At 66.2% G+C, this 18,072-nt stretch carries 18 protein-coding genes; 10 read left to right on the forward strand and 8 right to left on the reverse strand.

What is annotated here, in order from left to right:
• Positions 1-7 precede the first annotated feature (7 nt).
• A complete protein-coding gene (locus NM962_17025; GenBank protein ID UVO11632.1) occupies positions 8-403 on the reverse strand; it encodes a hypothetical protein in 396 nt (131 codons plus the stop codon).
• A gap of 121 nt (positions 404-524) precedes the next feature.
• Between NM962_17025 and NM962_17030 the strand changes: the two genes are divergently transcribed.
• From NM962_17030 to NM962_17045, 4 genes are all read left to right on the forward strand, one after another.
• Entirely contained in the window at positions 525-836 is a 312-nt protein-coding gene (locus NM962_17030; protein UVO11633.1) for a DUF732 domain-containing protein, read from the forward strand.
• Between the two features lie 226 nt (positions 837-1,062).
• On the forward strand, positions 1,063-2,754 hold the full coding sequence (locus tag NM962_17035; protein ID UVO11634.1) for an NAD-dependent malic enzyme: 1,692 nt from the start codon (positions 1,063-1,065) through the stop codon (positions 2,752-2,754).
• Between the two features lie 14 nt (positions 2,755-2,768).
• Positions 2,769-3,461 carry a glycoside hydrolase gene (locus NM962_17040; GenBank protein ID UVO11635.1) on the forward strand — a complete coding sequence of 231 codons (693 nt, stop codon included), beginning with the start codon at positions 2,769-2,771 and terminating at the stop codon, positions 3,459-3,461.
• A gap of 184 nt (positions 3,462-3,645) precedes the next feature.
• On the forward strand, positions 3,646-4,023 hold the full coding sequence (locus tag NM962_17045; protein ID UVO14795.1) for a DUF6319 family protein: 378 nt from the start codon (positions 3,646-3,648) through the stop codon (positions 4,021-4,023).
• 10 nt (positions 4,024-4,033) lie between these two features.
• Here NM962_17045 and NM962_17050 read toward each other — a convergent pair whose 3' ends face one another.
• Together NM962_17050 and NM962_17055 are read right to left on the reverse strand one after the other, a co-directional pair.
• Positions 4,034-6,400 (reverse strand): AAA family ATPase, encoded by a 2,367-nt coding sequence (locus tag NM962_17050; protein UVO11636.1) that lies wholly within the window; start codon positions 6,398-6,400, stop codon positions 4,034-4,036.
• 44 nt (positions 6,401-6,444) lie between these two features.
• A complete protein-coding gene (locus tag NM962_17055) occupies positions 6,445-7,134 on the reverse strand; it encodes a type 1 glutamine amidotransferase domain-containing protein (GenBank protein ID UVO11637.1) in 690 nt (229 codons plus the stop codon).
• A gap of 199 nt (positions 7,135-7,333) precedes the next feature.
• Between NM962_17055 and NM962_17060 the strand changes: the two genes are divergently transcribed.
• The 3 genes from NM962_17060 (at position 7,334) to NM962_17070 (ending at position 10,075) form a co-directional block, all read left to right on the forward strand.
• On the forward strand, positions 7,334-8,326 hold the full coding sequence (locus tag NM962_17060; protein UVO11638.1) for an NAD(P)H-quinone oxidoreductase: 993 nt from the start codon (positions 7,334-7,336) through the stop codon (positions 8,324-8,326).
• A gap of 68 nt (positions 8,327-8,394) precedes the next feature.
• Entirely contained in the window at positions 8,395-8,880 is a 486-nt protein-coding gene (locus NM962_17065) for a tryptophan-rich sensory protein (protein ID UVO11639.1), read from the forward strand.
• A gap of 61 nt (positions 8,881-8,941) precedes the next feature.
• Positions 8,942-10,075 (forward strand): TIGR03857 family LLM class F420-dependent oxidoreductase, encoded by a 1,134-nt coding sequence (locus NM962_17070; protein UVO11640.1) that lies wholly within the window; start codon positions 8,942-8,944, stop codon positions 10,073-10,075.
• 22 nt (positions 10,076-10,097) lie between these two features.
• Here the strand turns inward: NM962_17070 and NM962_17075 are convergent, their stop codons facing one another.
• Positions 10,098-11,135, reverse strand: a complete 1,038-nt coding sequence (locus NM962_17075; protein UVO14796.1) for an oxygenase MpaB family protein — start codon at positions 11,133-11,135, stop codon at positions 10,098-10,100.
• Between the two features lie 143 nt (positions 11,136-11,278).
• On the opposite strand from NM962_17075, the gene NM962_17080 reads away from it, so the two are divergent.
• The 3 genes from NM962_17080 to NM962_17090 all read left to right on the forward strand — a co-directional run bounded on the left by NM962_17080 (position 11,279) and on the right by NM962_17090 (position 13,949).
• Positions 11,279-11,635 (forward strand): type VII secretion target, encoded by a 357-nt coding sequence (locus NM962_17080; GenBank protein ID UVO11641.1) that lies wholly within the window; start codon positions 11,279-11,281, stop codon positions 11,633-11,635.
• Between the two features lie 14 nt (positions 11,636-11,649).
• Positions 11,650-13,323: an alpha/beta hydrolase family protein gene (locus tag NM962_17085; GenBank protein ID UVO11642.1), complete on the forward strand. Its 1,674-nt coding sequence runs from the start codon at positions 11,650-11,652 to the stop codon at positions 13,321-13,323.
• A 116-nt stretch (positions 13,324-13,439) separates the two neighbouring features.
• Positions 13,440-13,949 (forward strand): hypothetical protein, encoded by a 510-nt coding sequence (locus NM962_17090; GenBank protein UVO11643.1) that lies wholly within the window; start codon positions 13,440-13,442, stop codon positions 13,947-13,949.
• A gap of 24 nt (positions 13,950-13,973) precedes the next feature.
• Here the strand turns inward: NM962_17090 and NM962_17095 are convergent, their stop codons facing one another.
• From NM962_17095 to NM962_17110, 4 genes are all read right to left on the reverse strand, one after another.
• Positions 13,974-14,639 (reverse strand): S1 family peptidase, encoded by a 666-nt coding sequence (locus NM962_17095; protein ID UVO11644.1) that lies wholly within the window; start codon positions 14,637-14,639, stop codon positions 13,974-13,976.
• Between the two features lie 227 nt (positions 14,640-14,866).
• The gene (locus tag NM962_17100) at positions 14,867-15,343 is read right to left on the reverse strand and encodes a hypothetical protein (protein UVO11645.1); all 477 of its coding nucleotides are present in this window, start codon (positions 15,341-15,343) and stop codon (positions 14,867-14,869) included.
• A gap of 169 nt (positions 15,344-15,512) precedes the next feature.
• On the reverse strand, positions 15,513-16,367 hold the full coding sequence (locus tag NM962_17105) for a pyridoxal-phosphate dependent enzyme (GenBank protein UVO11646.1): 855 nt from the start codon (positions 16,365-16,367) through the stop codon (positions 15,513-15,515).
• A 133-nt stretch (positions 16,368-16,500) separates the two neighbouring features.
• Positions 16,501-17,163 (reverse strand): HAD family phosphatase, encoded by a 663-nt coding sequence (locus NM962_17110; GenBank protein UVO11647.1) that lies wholly within the window; start codon positions 17,161-17,163, stop codon positions 16,501-16,503.
• Positions 17,164-18,072 lie beyond the last annotated feature (909 nt).

The raw sequence follows: 18,072 nt of genomic DNA on the forward strand, positions 1-18,072 counted from the left end.
GCCGGGTTCAGCCCTGCGTCTTCGCCGTCGGGCAGATATTGGTGCGGGCCGACTCGACCACCTCACCGGCAGTGGGCTTGGCGATCTGCAGGTAGACCGAGACCTGCTCGATGATGACGCTGGTCGGATGCTTCGGGAACTCCAGGCACGCGGTCCGTCCGGCGGCCAACCGGCGGGCTTCGGTACCCGGCGGGAACTTGCCGCGGACGGCGTTGAGGTAGGCCATCTCAGCTGGACTCGGGTACGTCGACTGCTGCTGGGTGCACAGCAGGATGTCGGGACTGTTGCCGCAATAGTCCGGATCACGAGGATTGAGCGGATTGGCCTGAGCGGATGACGTAGCACCGATCAGCCCGGCCAGCAGACCGGCGGCCAGGGCCGCCGCGCGTGCGGTTGATTTCACGTCCAGCGCCTTTCTGTCGCCGCTGACGCTAGCAGCAATCCGAAGCCGCTCGGGCGGACTTGCCGGGTCTGGCCGGCACCGGCGAAACCGCGCCGGTGCCACCGGCCGTAGCATTGCCGGTATGAGTTGGGTAGCCCGGTTCACCGCACCCTTGGCCATCACCGGTGTAGCGGTGGGAGCCCTGGTGGGGGCCGCGCCGGCGCACGCCGACGATGCCAGCTTCATGAAATACCTCAACACCCACGGCTACACCGCCCGCTACGGGAACGACGAGCCGATCTCGGAGTCCAGCGTGCGCGCCCTCGGGCACATGATCTGCGAGAACCTGCGTGTCGGCCGAACCGTCGAAATGCAACTACCGCATTACCCGGCGTGGCCGCAATTTGGCTTGATCGCCGAGGCGGCGCGCCAGGAATTGTGCCCGGGCGCCTAGCCACTGTCGGCACTGCGCGTCGGGCGGTCCTATCACCCGCAGTGGGAGGCCGAACGTTCCGAGGAGAAGTACGACCGGGACAGACGGTTTCGGTCGACGATCCGCTGGTGGTCCGTGCGGGGCGTTAGCGCCGGACCCGGCTGACAGCCGGTGCGGTCCGCCGAAGCGTTCTATTGTGCGACGGAAGGGCAGCAGCAGTTTCATCGGTGGAGTTGGAGGTGACACGGTGACAGCTCAGGAGCGGCAACGCCGCGGCCAGGCTCTGCTGTTCGATCCACTGACCACCAAGGGCACCGCCTTCAGCCAAGACGAGCGCCGCGAGTTCGGACTGCTGGGTCTGCTGCCGGTCGCGGTGAAAACCATCTCCGAACAAGTCGCCCACACCTACGCCGAGTTCTCCGCGAGGCATGACGACCTGGACAAGCACATCTACTTGCGGGCGCTGCAGGACCGCAACGAGACGTTGTTCTACCGGCTGCTGAGCGAACATATCGAGGAGATGCTGCCGATCGTCTACACGCCGACGGTCGGTGAAGCGTGCCGGCGATTCAGCGAGATCTACCGGCGCCCGCGCGGATTGTTCGTGTCCTACCCGGACCGCGATCGGCTGCGGGAGGCTCTGCGCAACCGACGGGAACAACAGGTCGACGTCATTGTCGTCACCGACGGACAGCGCATCCTGGGCCTGGGCGACCAGGGTATCGGCGGCATGGGCATCCCGATCGGAAAGCTCTCGCTGTACACGCTGATCGGGGGGATCGATCCGGCCCGCACGCTGCCGATCATCCTCGACGTCGGCACCGACAATGTCGACCTGCTGCACGATCCGCAGTACCTCGGCTGGCGTCATCGCCGGATCAGCGACGAGGACTACTACTCCTTTGTCGACGACTTCGTGAACGTCGTGCATGAGGAACTGCCCGACGTGCTGCTGCAGTGGGAGGACTTCGCCACCACGCATGCGCTGCCGCTGTTGATGCGGTACCGGGATCGGCTGCTGACGTTCAACGACGACATTCAGGGCACGGCGGCGGTCGCTCTTGGTGCGCTGCATGGCGCTGTCCGCGCTGCCGGGCGGCCGCTGGCACAGCAGCAGGTGGTGATGCTCGGCGCCGGTTCGGCCGGCATCGGCGTGCTGGAGATGATCCGCCAGCAGATGGTCGCCGAAGGGCTCTCCGGAACCGAAGCCGCCGAACGGATCTGGGCGATTGACGTCAACGGATTGCTGACCGACGACCGCGAGGACCTCTCGGACAGCCAGCGCCGCTTCGCTCAATCCGCAACTCGGGTGGCCGATTGGAGTGGTCGGGGCCTGGCGGATGTGGTGCACCACGTCGATGTGGGCATCCTGCTGGGCCTGTCGACGGTAGCCGGTGCATTCACCGAGCAAATCGTCCGACAGCTGGCGGCCAAGACGGACCGTCCGATCATCTTTCCGCTGTCCAACCCCACCAGCCGGGCCGAGGCGCACCCGGCGGAACTCGACGAATGGACCGATGGGCGCGCGCTGATCGCCACGGGCTCGCCCTTCGCCCCGATACGACGCGGCGAGCGCACCCGCCCCATCGCGCAGTGCAACAACGTCTACATCTTCCCGGCGATCGGGCTTGCCGTCACCGCCGCGCGCGCGTCGCGTGTCACCGACGCGATGATGCGGGCTGCTGCCGCGACGCTGGGCGATGCGTCCCCTGCCCTGATCGACGCCGACCAACCGCTGCTGCCCGCGTTCGAGAATCTGCCTGAGATCACCACGCGTATCGCTACCGCGGTGGCCATCCAGGCGGTGCGCGACGGCGTCGCTCCGGCCGCCTCCGATGAGGCGATTGCCGAATCGGTCCGGCGGTCTCGCTGGACGCCGGACTATCCCACTCGGTGGCCACACGAAACCACCGATCCGGCGCTATCCAAGCTCAAGTAACTAAAGTGCTCTGAGTGGACGGACGAAAGATTGCTAGGTTCTGCGGTCGCAGCCTGGCCATTCTGACGTCGCTGGCGGTCTCGGCAGCCCTCATCCACGCCCAGAGCAGCCACGATGCGGCGCCCAAGCCCACCGAGACTGCCGTGGCCGCCCCGTCGACGGCCCCGTCGAACCCACCCCAGCCGCCAACCGGAGGGATGCGCATCGCCAACCCCGCCGAGGCCGCGGCGCTGGCAGCCAGCGTGCCGATGCCCACCGAAGGTCAGCAATTCACCTTCCCGCTGCCCCCCGGGGCGGCGCCGGAGAACGGGCTTCAGGTCAAGACCATTTGGGCGGCCCGCACCATCGGCGTGTTGTTTCAGGAGATCAAGACCATCTACGGGTATCGCCAGGACCCGTTGAAGTGGCATCCCGACGGGTTGGCCATCGACGTGATGATCCCGGACTACCACAGTGAGGCAGGCATCCTGCTCGGCGACCAGATCGCCGGCTACGCGCTGGCCAACGCCCAACGGTGGGGTGTCAACCACGTGATCTGGCGGCAGAAGATCTACCCCGGCGTCGGCGGCGGCAACTGGACCTCGGATTACGGCAACGAGACCGCCAACCACTACGACCACGTCCACATCGCCACCGACGGCGGCGGCTACCCCACCGGACAGGAGACCTACTACGTCTCCTCGATGACGCCGGCGCCCACGGATTGAGCGATCCCGCTGAGCGATCCCAGCTGAGCGATCCCGCCTCCACCAGCTTGTCGAACATGTGTTCTAATAAGCGGGTGAGCTTGCCCGCCGCCGCGGGCGACGAATGAGCAAGGAGGTCGCCACGATTATGACTGCACCCACGTTCGCCCCCGAAACCCCGGCCATCACCCCCGACAGCTTTGAGATGGGTTCGATGGCCGACGCCACGCCGGCACCCGACACTGTCACCGCTGCCCCTGAGCCCCCCGACACTCCTGAAGTCAAGGAGCCGGTCAAGAAGTCGGCCGGGAAGAAGGCCAAGACGCTCGAGTTGACGCTGACCGTGACCGGTACCGCCGACGGCGAGTGGCACGCCGAGATCAAGCAAGGCAGCAGCTATCTGGTACGCAACCTCGCCGTCGCGGCCGCCGCGGTGTCGCGGGCCGCCAAGGAACTGCACGAGGAGCTGTTCGCGCCGATCGAGGCGCTGATGGACGAGGCGCGCTCCCAGCATGCCGCGCGAGTGGCCGCGCTCGAAGCCGAACTGGAGGCCGCGCGGAAAGCCTTGGCGGACTTGGACTGAAGCCCGCCGCTCACCGGCGCGCGAGCCAATCCAGGAACTCGTCGACGGTGAACACCGGCTTGCCGTAGTCCTGGGCTTTGCGGGCCTTTCCGGATTGCGTGCCCGCTTCGGCGATGACCAACACCTCACAGCGCGTTTTGGTCACGGTCCGCACCGGCGCCAGCCCGGCCGCGGCAGCCCGCCGTTCTATTTCGTCGCGGTCGAGCACGTGGCCGTGGCCATCGACCGCGGTTCCGGTGAAGCAGACGCGGGCGCCGGGAACCAGGACCGCATCGATGTTGTCGGCCGTCGACGGCGTCTGCGCCAGCCCGGCCGCCAAGTCGCCGGCGCCCAGCGCGCGCAATGCGTCGCGCAGGCGCGCCGACACCTCATCCGGTAGCCGGGTGCGGGTGGCCGCCAGGACTAGTTGGTCGGCGGCGGTCTGGCGTGCCGCCTGCTCCCAATTGGTCTCCCCCGCCGCCCGCATCTGGTCGACGGGAGTGACGCCCAACAGGATCGCTCCAAGAGTTCGGCTGATTCGCAACAGCGCGGACAGCGCCGGAAGGTGTTCTGCCGCCGGGGTTATGACGTCCGGATCACGGCTGAGCAGGATTCCCGAGAGGGCCTCGGCATCGTCGGGTTCGTCGAAGGGCGATGAACCGCAATCCACGTCGGCGGCATCGAGGCGCTGGAGCGCAGTGCGGGCACGCTGCAGCGCCGTGTCACCGGTGATGTTTGGGCCCCGCAGGTCGATACCCAGCGGCATCGGAGTCACCTGCCCCAGTCGCTTGAGTTCGAAGTCGATCAGCCCCAGCGTCTCATCGACTTTGACGCCCACCGGTGTGCAGCCGGCCAGCATCGGCGCGATCACCGCCCAGGCCTCCCGCAGTGTGGGCGCCAACAGCACGTCGGCCACCCCGATTCGATACGCCTGGCGGGCATCGGCCAGATCCCGCTGGGGATTGATCAGCGTCGACACCGCCGTGCCGTCATCGAATGCCACCGCCAACTCCACCGGGCGCGGTCGCGACATCCGCCCCTCATCGCCCACGGTGAGCAAACCGATCGCACAGTAGCGGCGCGCGCGGTCGCCGTTGGCCGCGGTACGCAGGAACCGGGCGATCCGGCGATCCACCTTCAGATCCTTCGGCAGTACAGGGCGTTTGAGCACGAGCCCGGCCAACGAGGTACACCGGCTCAAGGCCACATACAGCTGGCCGGTGGAGAACATGCCGCCCGACAGATCCACCACCAGCCGCTCCAGTGTCTGGCCCTGGCTTTTGTGAATGGTGATCGCCCAGGCCAGCTTGAACGGCAACTGGGTGAAGGTGCCGACGACGTCGCGACGCAAGGCGCCGCCCTCGACCACGGGACGGGTGGCCTCCCAGGTGAACGGGGCGACTTCGGCGATGTCGCCGTTGGGGAACTCGATTTCGACCACGGCGCCGTGGCGGTCGTAGCCCACCCCCACCACGCGGCCGATCGAGCCGTTGACCCAGCGCTCGGCCTGATCGTTGTTGAGCATCATCACCTGCGCGCCGACTTTGAAGCGCAACTCGTCGTCCAGCGGCTTGTCGAACAGCGACAGGTCACCGGATTCGGTGGCGCGGTGCACCAGCTCCTCGCCCGGCAACCGCTCCAGCTGCTGGCGATTGCGCGCGGTGACCAGCCTGTTGGTAGGCGCCAACGTCAGCCACAGTTCGTCGTCCGGCGGCACGAAGTCGGGATCCACCCGGGCGTCCAGGTGCGCCCTCGCGTGGCCGAGCAGCACACCTTCGCGAATCTCGTTGAGGATCGCGGTCATCCGGTCATCGCCGAGCTGGCGGAACACCGTCGTCAGCGAGACACTCGGGAACTCCGCACGACTGAAGGTGCTCGCCGAAAAGAAGTACGGGGTGGCATACGTCGTCGAGAAATAGTGTTGCTCGCCCTCGGTGACCACCGGCGGCAGCTGGTAGAGGTCACCCACCAACACCACCTGGACGCCGCCGAACGCCGTGCCGGGCTCGGGGCCGAAGCGCTGCAGCGCTCCCGCGATCATGTCGAACACGTCGGCACGCACCATGGACGCCTCGTCGATGATCAGCGTCTGCAGTTTGGCCAGTGTCTTGGTGAAGCGCCCGGGCCGGTAGTCGCCGCCGGCGACATCGGACAGCGTTGTGGTGGGCCGGAATCCGAACAGGCGGTGGATGGTGTGGCCGTCGACGTTGAGGGCGGCGATCCCGGTCGGCGCAACTACCACGACGTTGCGATCGGTGGAGGCCATGAAGTGGCGGACAAGCGTCGATTTGCCCGTGCCGGCCTTACCGGTCAGGAACAGGTTCCGGCCAGCCGCCAGCAGCCCCAGTGCTGCACGGAACTCGTCGGTCAGCACGACGGTATTGCTGGCTGCTACCACGCTGGCACCCTACTGGCGAGCGCAGACGCGATCAGGCGAGGGCATCACCGGCCCAGCACGGAGACGATCTTCTTGGCGGTCGCCTTGGCCGATCCCGGATTCTGGCCGGTGACCAGTCGTCCGTCGACGACGACGTGCGAGGCGAACGGGATCAGGCCTTTGCCGTAGTGGGCTCCGCGCTTCTTCATCTCCGCTTCGGCGTTGTAGGGCACCAGTTTGTTGACGCGCGCCAGCACCTCCTCCGACCAGGCAAATCCGGTGAGCTTGCGCCCGGCGACCAACAGCGACCCATCGGAGAGCGTGGTGTTGAGCAGCCCGCAGTAGCCGTGGCAGACCGAGGACACCACTCCCCCGTTCTCGAAGATCTCGCGGGTGATACGTTGCAGCCCTTCGCTGTTCGGGAAGTCATACATAACGGCGTGCCCACCGGTGAAGTAGATCGCGTCATAGTCCGCAGCGTTGATCTCTTCGGGTGCGGCGGTGCCGGCCAGCAGCGCCATCTTCGTACTGTCGGCCTTCCATGCCTTTGCGCTCTTGTCGAAGTTGGGAAACTTCAGCGACCGCGGTTCCAGCGGCGATAGCCCTCCCTTCGGACTGACGATCGTCTGTCGGTAGCCCGCTTCGGCGAACACGTGATACGCATGCGTCAGCTCCGAGAGCCACAGCCCGGTCGGCTCCGCCGGGTCGTCGTAGTGGGCGACGTTGGAGACGACGTTGAGGATGCGCTTGGTCATCTCCCCAGGATTCCGCGGATGCTCGGGCGGCGCCAGCGAACTGGCCACTTTGCATGACTTGTTGGCCAGCTATCACCTGTTATTCCCCCTACGCTGGAACACACCGAAGACCGACGGTGAAGCAGCGACCAACAACGGCTAGGTGAAGTCCATTTGAGTACGCACGACGTTCTGTCATCACAGGGGAGGGGAGTTCTGGATGTATGCCATAACGCTCAATGGTTTCGGCGATCCCGAGGTGATGGAGTGGGCCCGAGTCGACGACCTTCCCCCACCGGGCGCCGGAGAAGTGGCCATCGATGTGGTGGCTGCGGGAGTGAACCGGGCTGATGTGATGCAGCGCATGGGCTTCTACCCGCCGCCTCCGGGCGTCAGCGAGGTCCCCGGCCTTGAGGTTTCGGGTGTGATCGCGGAAGTCGGTGCCGGAGTCTCGGACTGGGAACCCGGCGACGCGGTGTGTGCGCTACTGGCCGGTGGCGGATACGCCGAACGCATCAACGTGGCCGCCACCCAGGTATTGCCCGTACCGCAGGGGGTCAGCGTCACTGCGGCTGCTGCCTTGCCCGAGGCTTCCGCGACGGTGTGGTCGAACGTGGTGATGACCGGGGGTTTAGAGCCTGGGCAGACACTGCTGATTCACGGTGGTGGAAGCGGAATCGGCACGCATGCGATCCAAGTGGGCCGCGCGATTGGTGCCAATGTGGCGGTGACCGCTGGATCGCAGTCGAAATTGGAACGGTGTCGCGAACTCGGCGCGCAGACCTTGATCAATTATCGCGAGCAGGATTTTCCAGCGGTCGTGAACGCCGAGCACTCCGGCGCCAACGTCATCCTCGACATCATGGGCGGCAGCTATCTGGCCAGGAACGTGGAGGCCCTTGCTGAGAACGGTCACTTGACAATCATCGGGTTACAGGGCGGCGCCACAGCCGAACTGAATCTCGGTGCGCTGCTGTTCAAGCGAGGATCAGTGCATGTGACCAATCTGCGGCGCCGGCCCGAACAGGGCCACGGTTCCAAGGCCGAGATCATCACCGAACTTCGCGGGCACCTGTGGCCGATGATCGCCGAAGGTGCCGTGGAGCCTGTCGTTGCCGCCGAAATCCCGATCATCGATGCAGCCGAGGCCCACAGGCTGCTCGACTCTTCCGACACGGTCGGGAAGGTTGTGCTGACCGTACGCGAGCCGTGATATCGAGCTCTGACGACCGGTGTGGCCGTCCCACAACAGCCACGCCGGTCGTCCTCTACTGTGACTAGATGGGAGCGATCTCGCCGAAAACGCAGCACCTCGCCGCATTCCTGGTCTCGCTGGTGCTCGTCATCGTCGTCGCAGCCCTCGGCGGGCTCGCCTCGGCCGACGCCGCCGCCGACTACGGGAAGCTCACGCAACCGAGCTGGGCACCACCGAGCTACCTGTTCGGTCCGGTGTGGAGTGCTCTTTATCTACTGATGGCGGTCGCGGCCTGGCTCGTCTGGCGGGCAGACCCTCGGTGGACAAATCCCGCGATCATCGCCTATGGCGTACCGCTGGTCTTGAACCTGTTGTGGTCGCCACTGTTCTTCGGACTGGGCTGGCGCGGCCCGGCGTTGGTCGACATCCTGCTGCTCGACGTCGCCGTGGCAGTCACCATCGCGGCGTTCTGGAAGACCCAGCGCACCGCGGCATTGCTGATGCTGCCGTATCTAGGGTGGATCCTGTTCGCCACCGCGCTGAACTACTCGGTGTGGTCACTGAACAGCTGAAACGTAAGGAACCTGGGCCGGACTGCTTGTATAACGCTACTCCTCGTAGTGTAATTGCGGGATGAATCGCACCGCACCGCAGGTCACCGCCCCGACGAGCGCAGCTGACACCGACATCCAACTGAACGAACTCGGCTACTACGCCGTCACCCGACACCCGGCGGATGCTCGCGTGGTGCTGCCCGAAGCCCGAGAGGCCGATGCGCTCGGCCTGGGTTCGTGCCACATCGGGGAACGTTTCACCGTGAAAGACCCCGCGGTGCTCAGCGGCGCCGTGGCGGGCTGCAGCTCCAGTTTGGGTATCGCCCCGTCGACCAACCACCACACGCGCCACCCCACCGTGACCGCGACCGTGGGGTCGACCATGCACGCGCTGACCGAGGGCCGTTTCGCGATGGCGTTCGGCCGCGGCATGGCCGGGTACTGGCCGGCGATCGGTCTACCGACGGTCACCGCGGCTCGGCTGCGCGACTTCTTCGGGATCCTTCGCCGGCTGTGGGCCGGCGAGACGATTTTCAATCATGACGGCCCGGCCGGGAAGTGGCCGATGCTGCGGCATGCGAACGGCTTGGGCGAGGGGCCACCGATCGGTTTGGTCGCCGTCGGCCCCAAGACGATGGAACTCGCCGGTGAGATCGCCGATTTCGTTGTGCTGCACACCTTCTTCTCCGACGAGGCGACCACGGCGTCGGTCGCGGCGGTGCGCCGCGGCGCCGAACGTGCGGGCCGCGATCCCGACAGCATCCGCATCTGGGCCTGCCTGGCGACGGTGTGCGACTCGTTGTCGCAGGACGACCAGCTGCGCCGCGGGGTCGGCCGCTTGGCGACCTATTTGCAGGCCTATCCCGATGTGCTGGTCTCCGCCAACGGCTGGGATCGACATGTGTGGGAGCGGGTCCGGCAGTCCGAGTTGTTCACCGATGCGGCCACTGCCGGGCCCATCGACGCCAGCGCCTCATACGAGACGTTGCAGCGGATCGCCGAGCTGATTCCCGCCGAATGGTTGGCGGCGGTGGCAGCCGGTTCGGCCCGCGACTGTGCGAGCACCATCGCCCGGCAGTTCGACCTGGGTGTGCATTCGGTGATCATGCACGGGGCCAGCCCACATGAGCTCGCGCCCGTCGTGCAGGCCTACCGGGCCAACCGGCCGACGCTGCACCGGGCTGTCACCGCGAACCCCGGCAGATTCGCCTGAGCCGGGGCAACTTCGACGCGGGTCAGTCGACCTTCGGGCAGTAGAAGTGCGGGTCGTTGCGGTAGTCCACCGGCGGCAGGTTACGTGCCGGGGTCTGCACCAGGGGCGCATCCACTGGAAGGCGGCCCGACGCCCGATCCAACGCCGACCGCTTGCGCGGATGCATCAGGGCTCGCTTGGGGCCGTACTTGGAGACGAAGGTGATTGCCTTGCACAGATATCCGTGGATCCGCTCCTGGCGCGGAGACCAGGTGTAGCCCATGAGTTCGCGCACCGGTGGGTCATAGAGGGCCACGGTCATGAACGTCAGGAAGCGCTGCATGACCTTGAGGTTCTGCGCCCACAGCCAGTCCGGAATCCATTCCAGCGACGGGTGTTTGGGCATGGTCGACAGGTCCATGACCTCACGGGCCGCCCAGTTGTTCTCCAAGACGTTGTTGCACATGTGATCCCAGTACGTTTGGAACTCTTCCCAGGACTTGGGCACCGGGCGCATGCTCATGCCGTACATCCGGTACCACTGCACATGCTCGTCGAACAGCTGCCGCTTGTCGGCCTCGGCCAGCCCGCCGGCGAACTTCTCGGCGGCCAGCAGAGTCGACTTGAAGAAGGTTGCGTGCGCCCAGTAGAAAACGTCAGGGTTCAGTGCGCTGTAGCGGCGCCCCTGCTCGTCCACACCCTTGATGCCGATGTGGTAGTCGCGGACCTCGGCGCCGGTCTGCGGTGCGCGGTAGCCGTCGAACACCACGCCACCGATCGGGTAGATCGACCGCATCAAGCGCGGGATGCGCTCGATGAAGAAGATCGAGTGGTCTTTGACTGCGGCACCGAGCTGCGGGTGCATGTTCTGCATGGACCCGGCCCAGGTCCCCTGGAACAGACCAGTCCATTGGCCGAAGTACTTCCAGGTCAGCGAGTCGGGGCCCAGCGGGATCGGGGGTGCGTCGTAGCCATTGCCGCTCACGGGGCAGCCGGCAGCGATCGGCGTTTCACTGGCCGCGGGGCAGGTTTCCGACATGTCTTGGCTCACGCGCGCGCACTCCCAGTCATCGTTGACCATTTCTGACAACATGCGTTATCAGTATTGGGAGTCTAGGGGGACTCTGGGCTCGGGTCAATGAGCGAGTTCGGGCCGCCGCTCGGTTCACCCACGCGCGCCGACAGTGGATTTCGCAAACCGCCATTCACTAATACAGTTCCCCCATGACCTCCCCCGTCCTGCGGGTCACCCCGGTCAGCCTGCGCGAGCTGGCGCAGCGCTGCGCGGCGCTGTCGGGGCAGGTCGCGCAGGCACTGCCCGCGGCGAGCGCATCGGCATGGCAGGCCAGCGGAGCAGCGACCAGCAGCGTCAATACCGGTGCGAGCAGCGCTGGCACCGTCTCCAGGTCCCGGATGAGCGCCAACTCGAGCAAGTTGAGCATCGCGGCTCGCGAGTACGAGGCGATGGACCACAACGGCGCCGCCGCCCTGGCCGCAGTCCCCCAGCACGCGGGCGGTCTTCCCTCGCTGACCCCCCGCAGCTCCGGTGTCGACGGCGGCGCCGGCAAGCTCGGGATATAAGCAGGTAGACCGCGATGTCCGGATTGCCGCCGCTGGCCGAGATCGAAGATGCCACTTGGGATTACCTCACCACCAACGCCACGGCCTGGACTAACCTCGCCAACACCTGGGAAGCCGCGTTCACCGAAGTCCGTGACGGCTCGCTGCGCCCCGGCGGCACACCGTGGACCGGCGCCGGCGCCGAAGCGTTTCAGCAGCGCGCCGCCGCCGATGTGGTGAAGATCCACGGCCCCGCAGACATGCTCCGCAAGGCCGCGGACGCAGCTGCCCGCGGCGCGAACGCGCAGGTGGCGAACAAAGGATTGGTGTTGTCCGCCGTCGACGCAGCCGAACGGGAAGACTTCCGAGTCGGCGACGACTACTCCGTCACCGATACCTATACCTACTATTCCTCCGCCGCCGAGCAAGCGCAGCGGGAGCAGGCCGCCCATGCCCACGCCAGCTTCATCAAGTCGCGAGCCGCCAACCTGGTCTTCAACGAGCACAACATTGCGCGTCAGCTCACTATCACCACCGCGGGCCTGCACGGCTTCGCCTTCCCCGACGAAGGCGCCGACGGCGGCGCTGGCGGCGCCCATGCAGGGCCAGGGCTCCCCCCAGACGATCCGAAGCAGTTCGCGCACTGGTGGAAACGGCTGAGCCAAGAACAGAAAGACGCCGCCTACAGCCGTGACCACTTCATCGGCAACCACCCGGGGATGCCGTTCGACGAAAAAACGCTTTACAACGAACGGCATCTGCCCGAGCTGTTAACCGGTGCGCAGGCGGACGTCAATGCGATGCAAGCGCGCTTCGACCAACTCGCCCGCCAGGTGTACATGGGCGATCACAGCGCGGCGACTGGAAGCGAAATGGCCGAACTCGGGCCGAAACTGCAGGCGGCCAAGCACTCTCTGGCGGAGTATCAAGGTGTGCAGCAAGCCATGCACGCCGACCCCGACGGCCCGTCGCGCTACCTGGGCTACCTTGACGACCACGGCCGCGCCGCGGTCTCCATCGGCAACCCCGACACCGCCAGGCGCAACGCCGTCCTAGTCCCCGGCACCGGACAGGACCTCACCACCATGGGCGGTGCCATCGATAAATCACTGCGCATGTTCCGAGCTGCGCACACTGCTGACCCCGACCTGCGTGCCGGGGATGTGGCGGTGACGACGTGGATGGCGTATGACCGACCCATGGATGTGCCGGAGGCGGCGCACACGCACTACGCCCGCAATGGCGCCGCGGGGCTGGATAGTTTCGAGGCCGGGATGCGCGCCTCTCATGTCGGGGCACCATCATTGGACACCGTGATCGGGCACAGCTACGGCTCCACCCTGGTCGGCGCCGCGTCCACCGGCGGGCATCATCTTGCCGCTGACAACGTGATCGCCGTGGGCAGTCCCGGCATGCTCACCAACTGTGCGAGCGGACTCGATTTGAACCCCGGCGCCCAGGTGTTCGCCTCCCGGGCAGATAACGACGTCATCACCTGGGCTACCGGTCTCACTCTGGGACCAGACCCCACAGCAGTGGACTTCGGAGCCACCCGCCTCGCTGCCGATCCCGGACCACCGGGGTTCTTGGGGATTCCCGGCACCAGCATCCCGGCCCACAGCAGCTACTGGGATCAGGGCAATCGCGCGCTGCTTGATTTCGGTGCCGTCATTGCCGGTGTCCAACCGCCCTACGTGGTGGCGCCGTGATGAACCGACCCATCTCGTGGGCGCTCGCCCCCGCAACAGCGCTCTGGCTGATCGCCGCAGCGGCGGGGTGTGGTCACCACACCCCGCTCGGGCCACCCATCCCGCAAGGAGCAACCATGATCGGCGGACCAGACATCACCGACCCTCCACCGCCGCCTGGCTGGAAACAGAACCCCGTCATCCCTACCAGTCAGCAGCAGGCTCAAGACACCATCCTGGGCTACCTGAAGAAGACCCTGGCAGCGCTGCCGGCCGGAACGACGTTGGACGCCAACCGTTTCGGGGGCGCGACGAGCACCGCCGGGTGCGACGACAACGACAGCAGCCCGACCGCACCCAAGAACCTCGACACAGTCGGTGACCTCACCCCACCGCCAGGTGTCGACACCGTCAGCCTGGTCGCCCAGACCGGTGAGATCTGGAAGAGCTGGGGTTGGCACGTCATCGAACGCGACGGCTTTTATAAGCCCAACCGCTTCGGCTACGCGCCCGACGGCTACCGCCTCCAGATCTTGGCGAGCGCTCGACCAGACCGCGCCCCCAGTCTCAGCGGTGTGTCGCCCTGCTTCCCCGGGGACGTACCCGAACAACGCACCCCGTTCCCGAAGGTGTTGCGGGCGGAGTGATTTGGATGGTCGAGCAGAGCCCCATCAACTTCCGATCGGCACGAATCCGCTACCAGGTCCGTCACCGGCGTTGACGTCCTCCAGGATTGCGCTGAATTTCGTCAAATATGTGACCTCCATCGGTGGGCTGTATCTGCCCCGATAGATGAGGTTGCCGCCGTAGACCAGGCCGACCAGACGACCGTCCATCGTTACCGGAGCACCGACATCACCCGCCTCAAACTGGCCAACCATCGGCACATCCGGCCAACCGTCGCGCCAAACGGGATGGCAGATGCCAGGGGTCGCGGGTCCCCACTTACACACCAGCGAACCGGCTACCGGATCTGGGCCGATGCCGTTGATCACGGTGCCGGCGTAGTCAGAAACCGGAATAAGCTCGGGCACATCGAACTTGATCACCGCATAGCGAAGGTTGCCGTTGGCAGCTACCACGGTGCCCACGGTGGTGTCTGTTCCCGCGATCGCGACCTCGGCCCCTGGCCCACCGCACTGCGATCCGGTGAAGCCCACCACGTCACCGGCCCGGTCACGTCCGATTGTGGTCAAGGTGCAGTAGCTGTTTCCGTCGACGACGATGACGGCCCCACCACCCAAGATCACCATGGCAGCCGCGGGCGGGGCAGCCGGTAGGCCGGCACCCACAAGCAGCGCGAGGACCAGCGGGATCCGCCAACGAGTCAGTTGCAAGACGCTCCTCCACATTCGATCAGGTGACACCGCCGGGCCTTGGCTCACGTCAGTCTCGATAGCCGTCAGTGCGTAAGGGTGTCACGAGCACTGGCCGGTGCGGGTTTGGCCCTCGCCACCCTTTTCGCCATGTCTGCCGGCACCGTTGCGGTTGGAGCCGACTTGGCCCAGCGCCGCCTTGGCGGCGGCGTCGCCTCAGACCAAGAAGTAACTCTGGCAGCGGTCCTCTACCGAGACGGCACCTGTTCCCCGGCGGGTCCGCCCGCCAGCGCGTCCAATACCCGATCGATGAACCGGTCGGCATGAGCACGAAGACCGTCGTTCGTGTGTTGGGTCGTGTCGACCTGGATCGGATCCCCCGACGCGAAGCGCACCCGCATGGCACGCCGGTAGGTCCGCTCCCCGAAACCCTCCGCCGAACCATAGGCATTGACGTCGACCCCAGCGACCTGGCTCAGCGGCCGGATCACCGCAGCCAGATCCTGCTCCTCGGCAGCGTCGGCGATGTAGTCCAGCTGTCCGATCGCGTGCCTGTCGATCCACACAAGACGGCACCGCTGATCTAGCAGCTTCTCGCGGGCGAAGCCTTCAACCGGCCATCGCCTCACCAGCTCGCCGATCTGCTCAACAACGATCCGGGGCGGCCGCGACCAGTCCGGGAATACGTCCCTGGCTATCTGCCGGAGTTGTTCTTCATTGGTCATGGACGTCCAAGTAGCCCCCATCGAACGACGGTCGCCGGCTGGCGCGGTTACCGTCGCCCTACCCTTTGACCTCTGTCGCGCTTACAGGATTTGAACCTGCGACCGTCGCGGAGTTGATCGGCACCGAACCCATGCCAGAAAGTTAACAGCACTTCTGGGCTGCCGCTACTCATCCCAAGGAGGCCGCGCGAATCCAATGTCCGTAGGTATCCATATCGACGTTGTTGCCACACACGATGGTGACCACGTGTCGGCCAGCGAAGCGGTCAGGGTCCTCGATGATCGCCGCGAGGCCGAGCGCGGCCGCCGGCTCAACGACCAGACCGGCGTGCTCGAGGAGCATCCGCATCCCAGCGATGATCGAGGCCTCGCGGACCAGAACCGCGTCGTCAGCGACCAGGAGCAGATCCGACAGGACGGCCGGGAGGGGAAAACGGCCGGCGACCGCGTCGGCGATGGTATCGGTCGAGTCGGTGGTCACCACGCGGCGTTGGTGCCACGACTGTGTCATCGCCGGTGCGCCAGCTGGCTGAACGCAGATCACCTCGACGGCGGGCGCGAACTCCTTCACGATGTGGCCCACACCGGTGGCCAGCGCCCCACCGCCGAGAGCAATCAGGATGGCATCGAAAGACCCTGCGGTGTCAACCAGTTCCAGGCCGATAGTCGCTGCGCCCTCGCAGGTCTCGATGTCCAGACTGTCCTCGACCAACCGGATCCCGTCATACCGGGCGATGGCGGCTGCCCGCTCGCGAGCGATCTCAATGTCGCCGTCCACCAGCTCCAACCGGGCATCCAGGGCGCGGATGCGCTCAAGCTTGATGGCCGGAGCGAAGCGGGATGCGACGACCGTGACGTCAAGCCCCCGGGCGCGACCAGACCATGCGAGGGCTTGACCAAGGTTGCCTGCGCTGGCACACACCAGCGCGCCCGAGCCGGTGCCGGCGAGCAGGCTCGCTACTACCTCGGTGCCGCGTGCTTTGAAGCTGCCGACTGGGTTCGCCGTTTCGAGCTTGATGCTCACCGTGCACCCAAGGCTGGGCGCCAGCGCCTCGCAACGGTATAGCGGAGTGTCAAGGAAAAGCGGATCGATTACCCGGCGCGCTGCCCGGATCCGAGCTGTATCAAGGCGCGTTTCCCGCACGACAGAACCGTCGCTAGATCTTCTGAACGGTGCGCGCCCATTCAATGAGCGCGACGTCGTCGAGAGTCGTAGTGATGTAGTCGCCGTCGAGCTGCTTACCGGATTGGGACGGCACGGTCACCACGAACGCGTGTGCCGCACGGGCGGCAGCAACGCCGGTCGATGAATCCTCGAACGCAACGCTCGCTCGCGGCGCGGCGTCGAGACGATTGAACGCCGTCAAATAAAGCTCCGGATGCGGCTTGGCGTGCTCTACCTCGTCGGCAGCGACCGATACCTCAAAGAAGTCTGCGAGCCCAGACGATTTCAACGCAGCGGTGAGCATGGCCCGCGGGCTGTTCGTTGCAACCGCGATCGGCACCCTGCCATGCAAATATTCGAGAAGCCGCCTAGCGCCGAGCATGGGCTCAACCTGCGCCGAAAGCTCTGCTTCGACACGGGGAACGAGGTCGGCCACCAGCTGAGGACCGGCTCCAGGCATTCCGAAGTAGGCGGCTATGTTCTCGCACGCCGCCTCAAGAGTCCGGCCGATCAAGAGGTCTTTCTCGGCGGGGCCAAACCCGAATCCATGATCGGCAAACAGAGCAGCCTCCGCGCGTGACCAGCAGCTCTCCGTATCGAGAAGCAAACCGTCGCAGTCAAAGACGATCGCACTCACATGCGGAGGAAGATCCATGGATCAGACGGTATCGGTGTGCAGGCTGAGCCCGCAGTCTCTTCACCAGCTGCGCCCCGCATCCCCCGGCACCAGCACGCAAGCTGCCGGCGTGGACCCCCATGACCGCAACCAATCCGCGCCGTGGCCACCGTGGCGTTACAGGCGCTAACCGGGCAGCGCCTACGGCTGGTTGATCGTCGGCTCCACGCCGGGTGCTGGTGGCGGCTCGGAACCAGGTGGGACGTATGTGCAGGCGGAGTCAGCAACCTTTCCGCCGGAGAACGGCACAAAGTGAAACGAGCATTCGTCTCGCCCGCCATCGGGGTAGGTGCAAGTGGAAGTCGGGTTCAGCCAAGCCTTGCCGGTGGCCTTGCAGTACACGTGCCGCCACGACCGCCGGGGTCAGCCGGGATCGCTGTTGGTGCCCGCGGCGCCGCCCAGCCCGGTGGTCAGGGCACCCTGTCAGTTAGGCGAATGGTTTATGGGTTCGGGGCAGACGCGCCGTCAGCCCCGGGCGTTCCTGGGGTTCCGTCGGCGCCGCCGTTGCCGCCGTTGCCGCCGGGGGAAACGGCATTCGAACTGCCGTTGCCGCCGTTTCCGCCAGCACCGTTGCCATTCGGACCGACTTGTCCACCATCGCCACCGTTTCCGCCGGTAGTGCTGTTTCCGCCGTTGCCCCCGACGCCACCCGCGCCACCGTTTCCGCCGTCGGCAGCTCCGCCGGTCCCGCCTTTGCCGCCGTTACCGCTGACGCCAGAGCCGCCGTTGCCGCCAGCGCCACCGTTTCCACCTTGTCCGCCGGTACCGGCGCCGCCACCGCCGCCACCGCCGCCACCGGAACGTCCCAAGTCGCCGGTGGTTGACCCCGCGCCGCCGTTTCCACCGGCGCCACCGACTCCGCCATCGCTGGCGCCACCGGCGCCACCG

Source organism: Mycobacterium sp. SVM_VP21 (assembly GCA_024758765.1).
GTDB lineage: Bacteria > Actinomycetota > Actinomycetes > Mycobacteriales > Mycobacteriaceae > Mycobacterium > Mycobacterium heraklionense_C.